This window comes from Collinsella aerofaciens ATCC 25986, from assembly GCF_010509075.1.
GTDB lineage: Bacteria > Actinomycetota > Coriobacteriia > Coriobacteriales > Coriobacteriaceae > Collinsella > Collinsella aerofaciens.
The window spans coordinates 407,992-425,116 of record NZ_CP048433.1 but is presented as its reverse complement, the minus strand read 5'-3'; the positions used below and the strand labels follow the sequence as shown (position 1 = coordinate 425,116).

Below are 17,125 nucleotides of genomic sequence, written 5' to 3'. Positions count from 1 at the left end.
GGCTACTCCCCCTCTCTGGGCAGGTTAAACGCACACGCCGTCTCGTCGTACAGCGCGCGATAGTTGGCGAGCATCTGCTCGTGCAAATAGTACGTGGCAACGCGACGCTGCCCGCGCTCCCCCATCTCAATGCGACGGGCGCGGCTCACGCACATGCGCTCCATGGCATCGGCCAAGCCCTTGCGATACATGGGCGGCGTCACAAATCCCGCCACGCCAAAGTCGTCACCCGGAGCGCCTTCGAGCAGCTCACGGCAGCAGCCCACCTCGGTCGTCACGCAGGGACGGCGCGCGGCAAGCGACTCCAGCACGCTGAGCGGCTGGCCCTCGGAGATGCTCGTTAAAATAGTAAAGTCGAGCTTTTCCATGTACTCGACCACGTTGACGCGACCGGTAAAGATCAGGTCGCGCACGCCCAGGGTATCGACCAGCGCGTGGCACTCGGCGCCGTACTCTTCGTCGTCCACGCCGCCCATGATGTGCAGGCGCACCTTGGGCAGTCGCTCGTGCAGCTCAAAGAAGGCATAGATCATAGTCTTGACGTCCTTGATGGGCGCCAGGCGCACCACCGCGCCAATGTCCACCCAGCCGTCATCGGGCTTTAAGGGAATGTCCTTAAAGCGGTCGAACTGAATGCCGTTGGGGATGACCAGGCATTTGTCCGCATCGCAGCCCATATCAATCTGCGTCTTGCGGGCGTTATGGAACAAACTCGTCACGCGGAAGACGCGGCGGTAGATCTCCTCCGAAAGCAGGTAGAAAAAGCGAATCCAGCGGTCCTTAAACGACGGCACCACCCAATCGGCGCGAATGATCTCTTCCTCGCGCTCGCGGGTATAGATGCCATGCTCGGTCAGCAGCACCGGCGCATGGTGAACGCTTGAGCCCAGGCAGGCGAGCAGGCCACCGTAGCCGGTCGAGATGGCATGGTACACATCTGCCACCGGCACCTCGCTGCCCAACAGGTAGAGCACGGGCAGCAACATGGAGCGCATGGTGTGGAATGCATCGGCAAAGGGCGTGTAGGGATACTCGGCCAGGCACACGTCGCGAAAGATATCCATAAACGTGCGGCTCTGCAAAAACGAGAGCGGATGCACGCGACGGCGCTGGAAAATGTCGAACAGCACGTCCCAATCCGGATTGGAGAGCGACACCAGGCGGCGTAGCGCCTCGCGCTCACGGTCGTTAAAACTGGCTTCGTGCTGCTCGCCCGAAAGCCGCAGGGCATCGTCCAGGAACACCTCGTGCACCTCGACCACGTTGCCGGGCAGCTCGTAGACAAACTTGCCGCGGTCGGCAGCATGCGCGCCAATCACCCACAGCACGAACTCGTGCTCGGGCATGGCCGTAATGTAGCCGTGCATCCAGGTGGATACGCCGCCGTGTACATAGGGGTAGCAACCCTCGAGTACCAAGCAGATTCTCATTTGTCGCTACCCTCCTTGCGCGCAATGGTCACCGTCTTGTCCGTGGCCTTGATCAGGTACAGGTCGCCCGTCAGATGCGTAATCTCGCCACCCGTGACTGCGCCCGGCTCGCCGTCGTTGGCGCGGAACATGAGCCAAGCCTCGTCGTGGAAATTGCCCAGGCTGAGCGTCCAGGCATCCGCACTGGTATCCAAGCTCACCGTAACCGACGAAAAGCGCTGAATGGCGCCCGAGCAATCCGAGCCGGTCTGGCGGCGCAGGTCGGGCGCAGACTTGGTAAGCCAGTCCAGGTAGTCGGTCAGGCCGCCCTTGTAGACTTCCCAGCCATCCTTGGCGCCGCGATCGGGATCGAGCAGGTCGTCCGGGTGCATAAAGTGCGTGCTCACGTAGTGCATGTTGAGCTCGGACACGGCTGCCAGGCGCATATAGGAATCGTCGACCATGCCGCCCGAAACAATACGTGGCTGCTCCACAATGCCATCGCTCGCCACGCCAAACTCCTGCACGTACGGCAGGTCGGTGCCATCCTCAAAATACGTACTGGCAATGGTCTTAATGCGCGGAACGTCGGTGCCGATGAGCTTGCGCGCGCGGGCCGAAAGGATATTCGACGGCGGCACGTAAACCGAGCCATGAGCGTTGGGCAGGACCTCGTCCTGAAACGCGATAAGTTCGTTGAGCGAAGCGACGAGCGTCTCTTTGTTCTTCCACGTCTTGTAGTCGTACAAAGTGCCGTAGTCGATGTCCCAGAGCGCGAGCGGTTGATGGTTGTAGCCGTGAAAGCCCAGCTCTCCGCCCATCTGCAGCAGCATGCCGCCAAAATAGAGGAACTGCGTGGTATCGGGTTGGCGCGTGGGCTCGGTCTGGTTGACCGCGTCCTCGTAGTTTTCGATCATCACGCCGGTATAGCGAATGCCGTATTTTTGCGCGAGCTTTTGCAGATCGGGCCACCAGACCTTGGTGTAAAAATCCGCAATGGAAAGGCCGTAGTCACGCTTGATATAAGTACCATCGCCCGAGGGCACGGGGCTAGGAAAGTCGTCCAAATAGAACACGGCGCTGTTGATGACCGGATAGGCAGTGGCATCACCCAGCAAGCTTATGGCCGAAGCATAGAACCCACGCATGACCTTGTCGTAAATGCCAATGTTGCACACCACGGTGTGACCACTGCCGCAATCGTTAGACCAAATGAGCGGCGTGCCCGCGTCACCGGTCCTTGCCCAGACGTGCGCCGTTTCGCGCAATGAAACCGAAAGCGAAGAATCGAAGGGGTCTGAGAACTCGTAGCGCTCTCCCCCGCCCAGCATAAAGTCCTCGCTCGGAACGATACTTTCGGCTGTCGCATAGTCATATCCGGCCGATTCGATCCCAAGCTTGGAAGCAATAGCCTGCAGGCAGTTCGAGTTATCTGGCGTCATGCCCAGCATGAGTGAGCCGCCCGCACTCACCCAACTCATCAGATCGGTCAGATGCGTACCCAGTCCGTCAAGCGAGGGCATAAGCACAATCACGCGATCGAAGGAGGTCAGCGAGGGAATGGCATCCGCACCATCCAGGGCAAGGTCCACGTCGCGGTGCGCGATCTTCATGTCCAGCAAAATCTGGTCGAACTGTTCCTTTACGTCCTCGACGCCAGCTTGATCGGAATCGGTAATGACCAGGCATGTGGGCTTTTGGCCAAAGATTGCCGAGGAGGCAGGCACCGCATCGTTGGCGGCAAGCATTCCCAGCTTATGCTGGCCCGCACTGTACTGCACGCCGGCACGCTCCACCAGCAGCACGGCGGCCATGGCAATAAAGACCGCCCACACTACAAGCAGTCCCATCCAACGAAAGCGGCCCGCACGGTCGCGGATATGTTGCACCACGCTCATCTGGCTTCCTCCCCGTCGCGCCAAAACGCCAACTTTTCGCGGTTGTCGGCGCTCAAATACACATGTTGCTTGTGAATCGCATCGGTCACACGGTGAACCTCGTCACCGTCGCGGCGCATCACGGCCAGGCGCAGGCAAAGCATCCAAACCTCCTGCTCCTCGGGCACGTCGAACACCAGCTGGTCGATCACGGCCTGCGCCTCGTCGATCTGTCCGACATCGGCCAGCGCCGTCGCATATCGAATGCGCAGCTCAAAGGTGTCCTCGCGCTCGCAGCGACGCGCAAGCAGGCGCGCGTACTGTTGGCGCTGAATCTGAGCCACGCGCCCCTCAGCCAAACCCGAGCCCAAGTATTCACCAAGAAAATCGCAGTATTCGTTGAGGTTTTGCGCGCTCGGGTCCGTCTTGAAGGCACGCTCCAGCTGCTGCAGTTTAAGGTCGGACTCCTTGGAGATCTGCGCCACCGCCGTCGCGGCATAGTGCGCCACCTCAACGTCGTCGTTAAGCTTAGCCGCCTGTAGCTGCGCCAGGTACGCGTCGGGCTCCTCGGTGAGCATGGAAAGCATTAGACGGCGCCGGTATGCCGGGTCGTTGACGATGAGCGCCTCCTCGAGCGGGACCACGCCTGCATCGGCGTCACGGTCGTGCACCAAGATGCTGCGATGCAGGTCGTCGTTGAAGCGCAGCGACTCCAGCGCAGACTCTTTCAGCCCCTCGCAAAACACCGCGCTGCGGACCGATAGCAGAACCACCAGCAACGGGCCCCACAGCGGCACCAGCACTATCACAGCCAGCATGTGTCCGCGCACCGGCAGCAGGCCCAGCTTCATGAGCGTCCACAGCATCAGGCAAACCAGCGCATGAATCAGCAGCAAGACGGCAGCAACGACAAGCGAGATCAAGCGCCATCCCCCTCACCGTCACCGGTGTAAGAGATGTGCTGCAGCAGCGCCACGATGTCCTCGCCGTCGACGGGCTCCACCGCAATCCGCTTTGCGCTCAGGCGCTCGCGGATAATGGGCAGATCGCACGCCTTTGCCTGGCGCATAAGCAGATAGAGCACGTCGCCGTCGACCAAGCCCGCCGCGTCGCTCTCGCGGATTGCCGACCCAATTGCGCCTACCAGCTCGCCGACAGGCTCCACGCCCGGTACCACGCGCAGGAGCAAAAAACTCCCCATCTTGTTATCTGCCAGCGCTTGCTCCGCCGCGAGCTCTTGGCCAAAGGCAGCCTGCTTGAGCACGCAAGTGCCGCCAACGCAGCGTTTATCCTGCGCCACCGCCTCATAGTCAAAAGCACGGCCCAGCGCGCTTTCGACCAGCCCGCACAAGATGCGGAACAGATTTTGATAATAGAGGGTCATTTGGTTTTCGGCCGCACTACGCACAAAGATCAACACGGCGGGTGCCCCGTCGCGCTCGATCGTGTATCCAAACATGGGAAGTCCCGGCGTCAGCTCGCGGTTCACCCACAGGTTCGAACGACCCCCGTCGCCCAAAAGAGGTGCAAGCTGCTCAAGCGTGAGCGAGCGTGCGGCATCTTCGGCAATCGCGGGACTTGCTGCCACCAGGCGTGCAAATGCCCCGCCCGAAACATGGTAGATCGCCACCGAATCGTTCTCGAGGATCTCACCCAGAAGCTCGCAGCACTTGCGATAGATGTCGCGAGGGTTGAGCACATCGAGCTCCTGCGTCACGGCAAAGATCTTGCCAAAGCTGTCGTGGCGACCCACGATCTGGCGCCTGTACGCGCGCTTGTCCTCGATCGCGTCGTGGTAGAGCTGCGTAAGGAACGTATTGCGGTTGCGCACGAGCTCGTTTTGATCGCGCTCCGCCCTAATGGCTTCGCTGTTGCGCAGCTGGACATAGCCGCACACGGCACCCACAACAAAGTACGCAATAAACGGCAGCCAGTTGGACGGCTCGTAGAACAGGCCCTGGAAGGTATAGCCGTACTGAGTAAAGTAGCTCGCGGCCAAACCCACCGACGCCAGCAGCGCCGCAACCAGGCCAAAGTCCAAGCCATACAGCGTGCCGATCAACACCACGTAGAGCAGGCGATAATCGAGCACGTTGAGCTGGGCCGATTGTGAGAACAGATGCTCCAGCACCTCGAACAGAACCCAGGCAACCCCCGTCTCCAGGCATTTGATGGGCAGCGAGCGCATCTGGATGCGGTCGATGGCGGCACGCAAGGGGTTGACCTTCTTCGCGCGACCGGCATCCCAACGCGCCTGAATGGTCGAAAGATCGCGCATCAGGTCGTAGCGCTGAAACCAACCATAACGAACGCGAACGATGTCGCTGACGGGCATGGCGTAGCCGGCAGAATCGCCATAGGCAACCGAGAGCCCTAGGAACAGCGCCTTGAGAGCCTCGCCCACCTCACCCGCCGTGTGATGGAAGGTATCGGCAACGTCGAGCGTCTCGAAGTTACCATCCCAGCTATCGAAGATGCGGCGCACCAGCACCGCAAGCTCCTCGGCACACAGCAGGGGAAACGCCGCATCCTGCGCGCCCTGCAGAGCGACCGATCCAGTTGAGCACGCGTCGAACAGCGGCACCAAAAACGGGTCCTCCAGCGTGGCAGACGCGGTATACAGGAACGGCACGCGCAGGATCTTGGTCTGAACGCCCTCGCGAGCAGCGTAGTAGCGGCACAGGTCGTTGGCTGCGTGCGCGATAATGCCCTTGCCCGTTCGCCCCGCGGCATCGGCGGCACCCTCGGCACCCGCGGGCCCCGCTACATACAGCAGTTGGACCCGGCGACCCGCGCACGCACGAAAGACCGAGCGCAGCAGCTCGATATCGCCCACGATATCGGTATGCGGGGTAAGGTAATTAGACAGGTAGACCACGCGTTCGAACTCGTAGGCCTGATCCAGGTGTTGCAGAAGCTCTTTCCACGAGGCATGGGGTGATGACTCATCGCGGCGCGCTTCCGCGGCAGCGACGACCTGGACATGGTCCCCGGGGAACGCCTTGGCACAAAAGTCATCGTCAACATATGCGGTGTTGCCAACAACCAGCACCTCCATGGCGCACCCCTCCCCTAAAATCCACTTCGTTCATAGTCAAACATGCGTATTTTACGCTGTCAACGCGAGCTGGAACGCCTTTAAGGCTGTTTTAAGAACTTTTTTAGAGGATGTGGGGACATCAAGAGCTAGATAGTGAATCCAATCTGTGGCAGATAAAGTGAGCCCCATACTCCACCAGCGGCGACATTTTCAATAATGCCCCTTGCATAGGAATACAGGTCCTGCATTCCTGTGCTAAGTGCCTCCCTGTCAAAAGCGTCGTCATCTAAATCCGCAGGAGCGCGATATATGCCAGAAACGGATATTTCGGAACGGTAATAATGGCCCTCATCGCCAGGTAAAAGCTCAATAACTAAGTTGAGCTGACGAAACCTGACTCCGTTTTCGTCCGAAAATGCACTGGTAATAGCATTTCGGACGTTGCATTCAACGTCAGACTTATTGACGCCCTCTTTCGGAATCATCCCGCCATCAAATGATAAACTGTCCACTTTTCTGGTCACGCATGTAATCAACGGAGATTCAATGCGTTGCTTCTGAAGCGATTCCATTTACATCTCCAATCGAAAGGCATTCTCATCTGCCAAAGGAGCCGAGTCCCTATAAGCCGGGGCTTCTCCTCCCAGTATCACCGAAAATCGTGACGCATTAAGTCTTGAGGCCATCTCACCAGAAGAAAGTCCCAGATAAGTGCGCACCTCAGGAACATCTCGAATGAGCTTCATAAGGTTATTTGCGGTAATAGATTGCTGCGATGCCCCGTTCTCCCAACGAGACGCCGTGGGTTTTGAAACCCCTAATAGCGACTCAAACTCATGCTGAGTCAAACCAAGATCGGAGCGCAAATCCTTTATATCCGAGGGAGATAAAAGTTCATGAGCCTTAGCATATTGGGAAGCCAGTGCATGGGCAAGCTTAGTCGCCTCTGTAGTAGTCATTTCATCGTTACCGCACTCGCAAACATAATGCTCAATTCCTTTTACGGTAATTTTCTCGCCACGGTAAATTTCAGTCATTGGCGCCGTGGTAAATTGCATTTCTTTGCCGCATTCCATGCAACGCATGACTCCTCCTTTAATGAATGTATCCATCGATGTTCGCAGACAAAACGTTTAAATGCGCATTGCCTTCGGAATCAATTGAAAACTTAACGTACCAATCCTCGCATTCAAAATCTCGGCACACGTAGACATCTGCGTAAACATCATGCAGAGGTCCATCCATATCGAGCGCGATGGATTTTCTAAAATCATCAGGCTTCAGATAATCAAATAGGTCAGCAAGGAAATGATCGATGTCCAAATAACCAAACTGATTCATCAGGTGTCTGCGCACCCTACCATTTACAATCATCTTTCCCGAGCAAGCCAAAGACTTCGCTTCGTCAAGTGAATATGTCGGTCGGAGCTTGGTTCGATTCATAACCACCCCTTAGTTAGCATAATGCTAACTATATTCGACTTGTTGCCAATTGGCAACTCAATATGACATTCCAAGCCAGGCGCATTAACGCCTCCCCTTTACATACAATCACCCGAAGCCGCCCTACTAGATAAATTGCAGGCAGAATATGATGTTCTGTTTGTCGTTGCCGGCACAAACAATCACGATGGCTCAACAGACCGAATAGGGTCTCCAGCGGACTCCGTCAACGCTCTCGTAGTCAACTCGGTAAGGCGTGATAAAAGTCCCGCTTCATATACTCGGAGAGGTCCTGTGCTCCATTTTCAGCATAAGCCCGATGTTTCATACTATGGTGGAGACATAGACGAACCGCTCAACTGCTATGGAAGCGACAGGCCAAAAACGGATATGGGCACATCCCTCGCAGCGCCCCTTGTCGCAAGAAAAGCAGCTTATCTAATCTACAAAATGCACCTTAGCTGCGAGTCAGCGAAGGCGCTCTTGATCGATTCATCAATATCATGGAATCAGCATTCGGATATGAACACTCTTGGCTATGGTGTAGTACCGATTCATATTAACGATGTAATTAAAAGCAGAAACGATGAAATTAAGTTCCTCATTACGGGGACCGTCACCGATTACGAAACATACAACTACAAGATACCGATTCCAGCCGTCAGAAACACTCATCCTTCTGTCGCACGGGCAACCCTTTGCTACTTTCCAAAATGCAATCGCGATCAAGGGGTTGACTAGGTGACGCATAATTTCTTTCGCAAATTGACAACCGCATAGCGGAACACGGCCCGCGCCCCGTCATATGATTTCTAGCGACTAAACAACAAATCACCGACGAAGGGGGCACGGGCCGTGTCTGCGAACATCGTATCAGTCGACGAGGAGTCGCTGCGCAACGACATAAAGAATCTGGTGAGGAAGACCGTCGAGGAGACGCTCAACGCACTGCTCGACGAGGAGGCGTCCGAGCTCGTCGGGGCCGAGCGCTACGAGAGGACGGCGGGCCGGGAGGCCTACCGCAGCGGCCACTACACGAGGAGGCTCGTCACGGGCGCCGGGGAAGTCGAGCTCAGCGTGCCGAAGCTCCGCGGGGCGACCTTCCAGACGGCCGTCATCGAGCGCTACCGCAGGCGCGAGACCTCGGTCGAGGAGGCCATCGTCGAGATGTACCTGGCGGGCGTCTCCACCAGGAGGATCGAGGACGTCTCCGAGCTCCTGTGGGGAGCGCCGGTGTCCTCCGGCACCGTCTCCAACCTCAACGAGAGGGCCTTCGCGTCCATCGAGACATGGCGGCAGAGGCCGCTCGAGGGCGGCTACCCCTACGTCTTCGTCGACGGTATCTACCTCAAGCGCAGCTGGGGAGGGTCCTACGAGAACGTGGCCGTGCTGGTCGCCATCGGCGTCAACTCCGCCGGCGACCGGGAGGTCATCGGCTGCTCCGAGGGGTACACCGAGTCCGCGGAGTCCTGGCGCGAATTCTTCTCCTGGCTCAAGGGACGCGGGCTCTCCGGCGTACGGCTCGTCACCGGCGACAAGTGCGCGGGGATGCTCGGTGCGCTCGAGGAGGTGTTCCCCGGGGCCCGCTACCAGCGCTGCACGGTGCATTTCTACCGCAACGTGCTGGGAAGGGTTCCCGTGACCAGGCGGAAGGCCGCGGCGCGCATGCTGAAGGCGATCCACGCGCAGGAATCGCGCGAGGCATGCGCCAGAAAAGCCGAGGAGGTGGCGGAGGAGCTGGAATCGATGAGGCTCGGGGCGGCCGCGAGGACGGTGCGCGACGGGTTCGCCGAGACGCTTGCCTACACGGAATTCCCACCGGAGCACTGGCGCCGGATCAGGACGAACAACGGGATCGAGCGCATCAACCGCGAGATCAGGAGGAGGACGAGGGTCGTCGGGACCTTCCCAGACGGCAATTCGGCTCTGATGTTGGTGACGGCGAGGCTGAAGTACATAGTGGAGCACGAGTGGGGCAAGAGGAGGTACTTGGACATGTCGAAGCTGGAGGAGATGGACGAGCTGAGGGGAAAGGCGGAGGGCTAGAAGAGGACGGGGCCGGAGACGGCTAAATCAATTTGCGAAAGAATCTTGACGGTACCTTAGGACGAAGGCCGTTCTTCGTTGAACGGGCGCTGGGAAGCCATGTTAGCGTCGGAATAATTTAGCCAAATATAGTCGGCCGAGATTGACCAATCCCGGCCGACCCATTTTAGCCAACACGCCCGCATCTATGACTTTCCTATCGCATTCCTACATCCCCTCGGGCTGGATCCCCCTCACCTTCACCGCCTGGGGGACGGCCTCCACCGAGTAGGTGTCAAGCCCCCTGCCGCGGTAGCTCGGGCCCCGCATCACGAACACCGACGCCTTGTCGAACAGCCTGTCGAGGGCGCAGAGGAGCGTGTCGTCGCCCGTGAAGAACTCATCCCACCCGCTCGGGGCGATGTTGCTCGTGAGGACCATCGCGTTCGGCCCCTCCTTCTCGTAGCGCCTGTCGACGACATCGAAGAACAGGTCGGTGCACGGCCTGTCGTAGACGCATCTCCCCACCTCGTCAACGATGAGGCACGACGGCTTGACGAGCGAGGAGACGACCCGCGAGGTGTTTCCCCGCTGGACGGCCTTCTGGAACCTGTCCCTGAGCTCGGTCGCCTTTATGTAGTAGGTCTTGAGCCCCCGCATGCAGCACTCGCGCCCGTAGGCCTGCGCGAGGTGCGTCTTCCCTATGCCGCCGGGCCCGACGAAGGCGACGTTGCGGTGCGCGTAGAGGTCGGCCAGCGACGGGAGCTTGCCCAGCGCGGCCGCGTCCCGGCCCTGGATCCTGGAGAAGTCGAAGCCCTCGAAGGTCTTGGGCTCGCGCCTGGGCAGCCTGCTCAGCCTCAGCAGCGTCTCGATGGAGGCGAGCCTCCTCTTCTCCGCAAGGTAGGAGAAGGTGGCTGCCACGGCGGCCATCTCCCCGTCGCCGAGGTCGAGGTCCGAGGCGAGGGTCGCGAGCTCCTCCGCCCCGACGGCGATCCCGAGCCTCGACGCGGCGTCGCTCGCGAGCTCGTAGGGGCTCGCCCCCGCGCCCGCCATCATTCGGCCCTCCCGAAGTCGAACCTCTCGAAACCGGGTTTCGTCCTGGGCGGGGCGATTTGCTCGACCACGGTCCCCACCGGCTGGGTCGGCAGCTCCTCGGGCTGCGCCGGCGATGTCTCCCACTGCCCCTCGCACCAGCTGTCGGCGCCGGTGCCGACGGCGTGGGCGACGAGCTCGCGGGAGAGGTCGTCGCTGTATATGTGCACCACGCGCCCCTCCCGGTTCACCCTGCACTCGCGGCGGACGTACCAGTAGGGCACGCCGTAGCGGTGCCCCTCGAAGCTCACGAAGCCGTCGAAGGAGATCTTCCGGCGCGGGCACAGGTACCGCTCGACCTCGGCCGTGACCTCGAGCGGCCTGGTGTTCGCCGAGCACGCCGCCTCGTGCTCGCGCATCGGGACGCATGCCGCCGCGCGCCGCCAGCGGCCTCCCTGCTCGGCGCACCAGAGGGCGGCCTCCCGGTTGAGGGCGTCAAGGTCGGTAAAGGACCTTCCCGCGAGGAAGTTCCCCTTCACGAAGCGGACGAGCCTCTCCACCTTGCCCTTCGTATAGGGGTGGCGCGGCCTGCACAGCCTGGTGCGGAAGCCGACGACGCCCATGAACTCGGCGTAGTCGGCCTGCCAGACGGGCCGGCCGTCGGCATCGCGGCGGACGACCACGCTCTTCATGTTGTCGGTGAGCACGGTCGCGGGCACGCCCAGCGCCGAGAACGCGTGCAGCATCCCGATGAGGAGGTTCTCCTGGCGCGCGTTCGGGAAGAACTCGACGTGGGCGCCCCCGCAATGGTGGCAGACCATGGCGAAGCAGGCGATCCGCGCCCGCTCCCCGCCGGGGCGCTCGACCGCGACGAAGCCCCAGTCCATCTGGTAGGCCTCTCCGGGCGCCGTCCTGAAGCGCTGGCCGCGGCAGCCCTGCGGGGCCGCCTGCCGCCTCTTCGCGGGCACGAGGTCCCGGTGCGCGGCGATATAGGTCTTCACCGTGGTGAGGCCGCCGGCGTAGCCCTGGCCGAGCAGCCGCTCGAATATCACCTGCGAGTTGGTGACGCCCTTCCGCAGGAGGTCGTCCACCAGGCCGGTGTGGCCGGCGAGCACGCCCGGCGCGGCCCTCCTCCCGCTGTTCCCGTGGGGCAGGGCCCTGAACCCGTGTGCCCTGACCGTCCTCGCGCGGGAGCGGGTGAGCCCCGTCCTCCTGCAGAACTCCGCGAGGTTGCATGCCTGCGGGTCGAACCCGTCGCCCTCCTCCGCGGCCATCTCCCGGAGCGCCGCGTCTATAATCTCCTGTAGGTCATCGTGTCTCTCGTTCACCTCAATGGTCCTCCTAACGCCGGCGTGTTGGCACCACCAGCGTAGTGGCGGCGGGGAGGCACGGTGGCCATTATTCGGTGACCGGGATTGGTCAAAATAGTTTGACTATTAGCGGCTAAAATCGCCCGGCGCTAACAGCCATCCTTACACCAACTTTTTCGACGCGATCTGGTCAATCGGACACGTACTCTGTTCTGTCGATTAAATTCGTTGTTAAATTTAAACGACTGAAAAAAGGGGTATCAATCGCCACTGATACCCCTAATGTAAACGCGCAATTATTCCTATATACCTCGCTTTATTACTTTCATTACCCTCTTTTTAACAGGGGATAGAGTGCGTCTAATCCTCTCCCCAAATCCCATGGAAGCATATTTCTTTCGACAATAGTCGAGCCCATGCTGCTCCCAATCGGCCCTAAAGGAATCAAAATCATCTGGTTTAGGGGACGGAGCTTGAAGGTTGCGCTGCGTGCACTCATCCAAGCTAACTTCAAAATACTCAAAAGAAGTCAAAATTTCAGTAATCAGATCTTGCCCCTTTTCGGTATTAACTATGATTGAAGAAACGCCAAGCTTGTCTTCGAAATCCGGCTTCACGTTATTTATGTTCCAAAAATCGCCAATTGTGATATCTCCCGGGCGGTTCATACTGGCGAAGGGACACGAATAGCATGAATCTCTCAATAGGTAATTTCCAGTAAAGAGGCGATAGTATTCATCTTCCCAAATGGGATTATGGTAAATTTCACCATTATTGAACTTTATCCAAAGTTCTTGGTTTCTCCAGCCGTATTGTTTATTTCTAAAGCTAATCTTGGAAATCTTTGAGGAATATTTCTTCTCCAAAGCTCGAATATGGTCATCAAAAGAACCGGGGCTTGGAGTGCCATGGCAAATAATATCCACCGTCACGAGATTGTCGTAAGGAACTCCAAGAAAGCGCTTCAATCCAGCGACTTCGCAAGGTGTTCCCGTAAACAAAACTGTATTGCCGGCTTTCAAATCGCGCTTAATCTCTTGGAAGATACTCCCCTTATAACTCTGCACGTATTTTGAGCCCTGAAACTTCCTAGCAGACTCAATTGAGCTAGCTCTGTCGTGCATCGCACGGTGCACATCATCAAGCCTAACGCCATACACAACGCCGTCAGACCCAAGCACAGCTTTAGCAACTTCGATAAATACCGCACCAGAACTGCTTTGCGCACGTTCAGTATTGTCTTTATTTTTGACCGCGTAGGCAATTTTTGAAAACTTACCGCCCGCTAATCCATCAACCTTAAAAGGACAGACCTTTTGACATAGACCGCACTCTACACACTTTGAACCATCAATCTTGGGATAGAGGAAGCCTTTCTGGTCCTCCAGCATGGAGATCGCCTGCTTCGGACATATGTTTAGACATGCCGTACACCCACAGCACTGTTCAGCCTTTTCAAATAGTTCAACCATTACCTTATTTACCTCCCCAATAGCGAATTTAGCCTATCAATGATGATATGAAAGCTCTTGTGCTCAAATACGGCATGGAAACCGAGAACGATCGCTAGGCCCAAAACGAGATTGCAGGCTCCATACAAGAGCCATGTCAGAAGACTTCCCGGCCAGGTGCTAAAAATAAAATGCGACACGATAGCTATTGCCGCCACCATAAACAACATCTCTATCATATTTTTAAAAGTTGGTCCGAGCGAAAGATGCGTTACCGTTTTTGGAATGAAGAAAAGCAAATCGATACAACGGTAGAGGTTAGACAAACAAGAGGCCGCCATTACGCCGATTAAACCGAATTTGAACCCAAGAATTACACCTCCCACAAGTAAAATAGCCGCTTGAATGGTGCTTTGAATCCTTGTTTCTTTATATAGGCCCGCCGCAATAACCAGCATGCCCTGCGGAGTCTTGAGGTTGTAAAATACGCCGTTCAAAACAAACAACAAGGCGAAGTATAGATTCGTGTATTCAACATCCGTTACGCCATGAGTGTATACGTGAACAAACGGCAGGATTGTAGCAAGCGTTACGCCATAAACCACGCTTGCCATTACGTAGTAGAGATATTCAAAATCCCTATACGCCTTCGTAAAGGCCCGCCTGTCATCCTTGACCAGCAGCTCTCCGAAACCAGCAGACACACCCGTAGAGAAAACTGACATTATTCCGTTAATACCTGACATGACCATGTTATATACAGAATAAACGCTCACCATTTTAAGGGTCGAGAATAAGGTGATTAATACAGCGGGCGATGCATTTTGCACGGTCTGCACAATTTGGAGGTATAAAGCACTCCAACGCTTATCCATTGCTGCATAGTCCGGATCAGCGTCATAGCGAATGAATTTATAGTTTAACTTGATGTAAACGAACAAGATCATGCTACGCGCAAATATTGAAAGCAATGCAACGACGCGTAAAGTTAAAATATTAACCCTAAGCATCGACATTACGACAACGATTACAGTGTTTAGAATCGTATATACGATCGATGCAAAAGAAATTACGTAAGTTTTTTGGTCTGCGGTCAGCAAAGCTCTATATTTTGCAAGAGTAAAAAACTCCAAAGCTCCGTTTACGCCAAGAACCAACACAAGAAGAAAAATAGTCTGATGATCCAAGACCTCAGTATGGGTAATCCACGGATAGACTATTGCCAGAACAAAAACTAGGCCAACAAAAATGAAGCCTGATTTTATATAGAAATTACGAGCCGCGGTTACGATGCGATTTATCTTGCCATGATCATTTTCAGCGATTGGCTTATAAAGCGAATATACGGCCGCGCTCGAGAGCCCCGCTTCGACCAGATTAAAGTAAGTAATAAACTGGTTGATGGAGGAAATAAGACCGTTAACATCGGATCCGTATGCCATCAGTAAAAAGCGGGGAGTGATGAACCCGGCCACCATCGTCACTACTTGCAACAAAGCCGTCGAAGCGGAATTTAATACAAATTTACTCGTTCTTCCCATTCATCTCACTTCTTTAAAGATAAACCCATCGCCGTAGCGCATGCATACGCACAGTCCTTAAGCGAAGCAGCTTTTAACCGAATCAATCTAGCAAAACAATCACGCGCTTTAACAACGTCGCAATGCTGATTTGCTATTCGTAGATACAGCCGCGCAAAATGGACAGCAACCAACTTTTGATAGATTGCGTTATCGCCCTCGGAACAGATGGATGCAATCAAACGTTTCAATAAGCGCTCATGCTCCTCAAACCGTCTCAATTGCATATTTTCATTTTGGAGACCGTCGTTTGAATGACTAGAGGGATGCAGAACATATTTGTACAGAACTTTGTCAATGTATCCATATTGATATCCATAGGCCATAGGCAAGAGCAGTTGATAGTTCTGCCCAGCACGGCTTTCATCAATCGCCAGAGCGGGATAAGATTCAACAAATGCCGAAGTTTTCATTATGTAAATACCAGGGCAAAAATATACATTTTTACTAATCAACAAGTCCCGAAATAGATTATCGTTCTTATCAGGAACCCGCTTTAAGAGCCCAAGGCTATTCCCAGCTTCATCAATATATTCAGCCCACGAAATACCCAAAGCATAATCGGGATGGGCGGTCATGAACTTGACCTTTGCTGAGATGTTATCTGGGCAGAGAACATCATCGGAATCAGGCCAGATGAAATATTCGCCACGAATATGCGGAAATGCCAAGTTCAGCGCTTTCGCCTGTCCACCGTTTTCTTGATTCAAGTAAACGAATCGTATGCCCCGACGATCGAACAGTTTTTTATATGAGAGGATCTTATTCTCTGTATCATCAGTTGATCCATCATTAACGATAATCATCTCGTAATTATCGTAATCTTGCTCTAAGACAGATAGGAAGAAAGAATCCAGATAGCCCCCCGCGTTATAAGCAGGGGTAATTATGCTAACTAACGGATTCATTTAGAATAACCCTCCCTAGGACTTATATATTTCAAATAAATGTTGACTACTACAGCAAATACCATCAACTGACAGGCATAGTAAATTGTGTTGCCCGTCATGCTATATATCGCGATAAGAACAGCCCAGTAAAATGCCGTTAGATTGAATATATTTGGATCCTTCTTTGCAGAACGGCCAAAACCAAATATCAAAATGGCCAACATGCTGACAAACAACAAAAGCCCAACGATTCCAAGCTCAGCAAGCAGTTGCAAGTAAACGTTATGCGCCTGAAATTGCCAAGGTTCACCGTAGTATAAGAAGCCCCTGCTGTTCACATATGCATTGAATGACAGAAAACCCTCTCCCAATAACGGAGAACTTCTAAACATTTCCATTGCATATGTCCAAAAAACTTCTCTACCGCTTAATGGATCTCCGTTGTCAGCTAAAAAACGCTCAAACACAAGCGAAACTTGAGGAACAAACGTATACGTAACAGCCAGACACACAAACACCGCAAGTAGGACCGCCATAGCTTTTGCCACTCTATGACTTCGAGAGAAAAACAAAGCGAAGGCGACGATGCTGACTAAGGGAATCAGAAATAAGGTGCGTTTGCCGGTCATCATCAACGCGCCGAATACAATACCCAACTGAAAGAGTTGACTCAGGTTAAGTCCACGATTAAAAATTTTCGCAAAAAGAACTCCGAGCCCTAAGTTGCAGAGAAATGCCGCATCTGCCTTTTCGAATGCTAGTCCAGCAATTGCTACACCATCAGTCGATCTTACAACTAAATTTTTCCCCAAAGACAAAAATGAAAATACTGACCTGAACAAGCCTGGATTTAGTAACTCTAAATACATCGACGCAATAAAAATCCAGAAAAACAAATTAAATAATTTGTAGAAAATAGAATAAAAATAGTCATCGTATTCAAATAGAACAATGACAAGAGCGGCAAGTATATAAGGAATGTAATTCTTAAAAGCAGAACGATCTCCTGTATAAGTAAAACTGAATCCAATTAGAAACACAAACGCGCAGAACAGGTATTTCAAAGGT

The 17,125-nt window shown here is 55.1% G+C and carries 15 protein-coding genes; 2 read left to right on the top strand and 13 right to left on the bottom strand.

Annotated elements, in window-relative coordinates; all coding sequences use genetic code 11:
• Positions 1–2 precede the first annotated feature (2 nt).
• From pelF to GXM19_RS01950, 7 genes are all read right to left on the bottom strand, one after another.
• The gene (gene pelF / locus GXM19_RS01980) at positions 3–1,430 is read right to left on the bottom strand and encodes a GT4 family glycosyltransferase PelF (protein ID WP_006234057.1); all 1,428 of its coding nucleotides are present in this window, start codon (positions 1,428–1,430) and stop codon (positions 3–5) included.
• Positions 1,427–3,307, bottom strand: a complete 1,881-nt coding sequence (locus GXM19_RS01975; protein ID WP_006234058.1) for a DUF2194 domain-containing protein — start codon at positions 3,305–3,307, stop codon at positions 1,427–1,429. The genes pelF and GXM19_RS01975 overlap by 4 nt, the downstream gene beginning before the upstream one ends.
• Positions 3,304–4,209 (bottom strand): hypothetical protein, encoded by a 906-nt coding sequence (locus tag GXM19_RS01970; protein WP_040358195.1) that lies wholly within the window; start codon positions 4,207–4,209, stop codon positions 3,304–3,306. The genes GXM19_RS01975 and GXM19_RS01970 overlap by 4 nt, the downstream gene beginning before the upstream one ends.
• Entirely contained in the window at positions 4,206–6,344 is a 2,139-nt protein-coding gene (locus GXM19_RS01965; RefSeq protein ID WP_006234061.1) for a DUF4118 domain-containing protein, read from the bottom strand. Before GXM19_RS01965 ends, GXM19_RS01970 begins: the two co-directional genes overlap by 4 nt.
• 128 nt (positions 6,345–6,472) lie before the next feature.
• Positions 6,473–6,898: a hypothetical protein gene (locus GXM19_RS01960; protein ID WP_006234063.1), complete on the bottom strand. Its 426-nt coding sequence runs from the start codon at positions 6,896–6,898 to the stop codon at positions 6,473–6,475.
• Positions 6,899–7,411, bottom strand: a complete 513-nt coding sequence (locus tag GXM19_RS01955; RefSeq protein ID WP_040358197.1) for a type II TA system antitoxin MqsA family protein — start codon at positions 7,409–7,411, stop codon at positions 6,899–6,901.
• A 10-nt stretch (positions 7,412–7,421) separates the two neighbouring features.
• A complete protein-coding gene (locus tag GXM19_RS01950; RefSeq protein ID WP_040358199.1) occupies positions 7,422–7,769 on the bottom strand; it encodes a type II toxin-antitoxin system MqsR family toxin in 348 nt (115 codons plus the stop codon).
• Between the two features lie 135 nt (positions 7,770–7,904).
• On the opposite strand from GXM19_RS01950, the gene GXM19_RS01945 reads away from it, so the two are divergent.
• Together GXM19_RS01945 and GXM19_RS01940 are read left to right on the top strand one after the other, a co-directional pair.
• The gene (locus GXM19_RS01945) at positions 7,905–8,510 is read left to right on the top strand and encodes a S8 family serine peptidase (RefSeq protein WP_006234066.1); all 606 of its coding nucleotides are present in this window, start codon (positions 7,905–7,907) and stop codon (positions 8,508–8,510) included.
• Positions 8,511–8,624: 114 nt separating this feature from the next.
• Complete coding sequence (locus GXM19_RS01940) at positions 8,625–9,815, top strand: IS256 family transposase (RefSeq protein WP_040358202.1); 1,191 nt, start codon at positions 8,625–8,627, stop codon at positions 9,813–9,815.
• A 207-nt stretch (positions 9,816–10,022) separates the two neighbouring features.
• On the opposite strand, the gene GXM19_RS01935 is transcribed toward GXM19_RS01940, so the two are convergent.
• The 6 genes from GXM19_RS01935 to GXM19_RS01910 form a co-directional block, all read right to left on the bottom strand.
• Positions 10,023–10,850 (bottom strand): ATP-binding protein, encoded by an 828-nt coding sequence (locus GXM19_RS01935; protein WP_006234068.1) that lies wholly within the window; start codon positions 10,848–10,850, stop codon positions 10,023–10,025.
• Positions 10,847–12,100 carry an IS21 family transposase gene (gene istA, locus GXM19_RS01930; protein ID WP_006235233.1) on the bottom strand — a complete coding sequence of 418 codons (1,254 nt, stop codon included), beginning with the start codon at positions 12,098–12,100 and terminating at the stop codon, positions 10,847–10,849. The genes GXM19_RS01935 and istA overlap by 4 nt, the downstream gene beginning before the upstream one ends.
• A 338-nt stretch (positions 12,101–12,438) precedes the next feature.
• Complete coding sequence (locus GXM19_RS01925; RefSeq protein ID WP_040358208.1) at positions 12,439–13,608, bottom strand: Coenzyme F420 hydrogenase/dehydrogenase, beta subunit C-terminal domain; 1,170 nt, start codon at positions 13,606–13,608, stop codon at positions 12,439–12,441.
• An 8-nt stretch (positions 13,609–13,616) separates the two neighbouring features.
• Positions 13,617–15,128 carry a lipopolysaccharide biosynthesis protein gene (locus GXM19_RS01920; RefSeq protein ID WP_040358209.1) on the bottom strand — a complete coding sequence of 504 codons (1,512 nt, stop codon included), beginning with the start codon at positions 15,126–15,128 and terminating at the stop codon, positions 13,617–13,619.
• A 5-nt stretch (positions 15,129–15,133) separates the two neighbouring features.
• On the bottom strand, positions 15,134–16,075 hold the full coding sequence (locus GXM19_RS01915; RefSeq protein WP_006234072.1) for a glycosyltransferase family A protein: 942 nt from the start codon (positions 16,073–16,075) through the stop codon (positions 15,134–15,136).
• Positions 16,072–17,121, bottom strand: coding sequence for an O-antigen ligase family protein (locus GXM19_RS01910; protein WP_203572371.1), 1,050 nt, complete (start codon positions 17,119–17,121; stop codon positions 16,072–16,074). The genes GXM19_RS01915 and GXM19_RS01910 overlap by 4 nt, the downstream gene beginning before the upstream one ends.
• Between the last annotated feature and the right edge of the window lie 4 nt (positions 17,122–17,125).

Bases quoted from the DNA above. Each gene is read 5' to 3' on its own strand.
- pelF (WP_006234057.1), bottom strand. From the start codon at position 1,430: ATGAGAATCTGCTTGGTACTCGAGGGTTGCTACCCCTATGTACACGGC.
- GXM19_RS01975 (WP_006234058.1), bottom strand. From the start codon at position 3,307: ATGAGCGTGGTGCAACATATCCGCGACCGTGCGGGCCGCTTTCGTTGG.
- GXM19_RS01965 (WP_006234061.1), bottom strand. From the start codon at position 6,344: ATGGAGGTGCTGGTTGTTGGCAACACCGCATATGTTGACGATGACTTT.
- GXM19_RS01960 (WP_006234063.1), bottom strand. From the start codon at position 6,898: ATGGAATCGCTTCAGAAGCAACGCATTGAATCTCCGTTGATTACATGC.
- GXM19_RS01955 (WP_040358197.1), bottom strand. From the start codon at position 7,411: ATGCGTTGCATGGAATGCGGCAAAGAAATGCAATTTACCACGGCGCCA.
- GXM19_RS01950 (WP_040358199.1), bottom strand. From the start codon at position 7,769: ATGAATCGAACCAAGCTCCGACCGACATATTCACTTGACGAAGCGAAG.
- GXM19_RS01935 (WP_006234068.1), bottom strand. From the start codon at position 10,850: ATGATGGCGGGCGCGGGGGCGAGCCCCTACGAGCTCGCGAGCGACGCC.
- istA (WP_006235233.1), bottom strand. From the start codon at position 12,100: ATGGCCGCGGAGGAGGGCGACGGGTTCGACCCGCAGGCATGCAACCTC.
- GXM19_RS01925 (WP_040358208.1), bottom strand. From the start codon at position 13,608: ATGGTTGAACTATTTGAAAAGGCTGAACAGTGCTGTGGGTGTACGGCA.
- GXM19_RS01920 (WP_040358209.1), bottom strand. From the start codon at position 15,128: ATGGGAAGAACGAGTAAATTTGTATTAAATTCCGCTTCGACGGCTTTG.
- GXM19_RS01915 (WP_006234072.1), bottom strand. From the start codon at position 16,075: ATGAATCCGTTAGTTAGCATAATTACCCCTGCTTATAACGCGGGGGGC.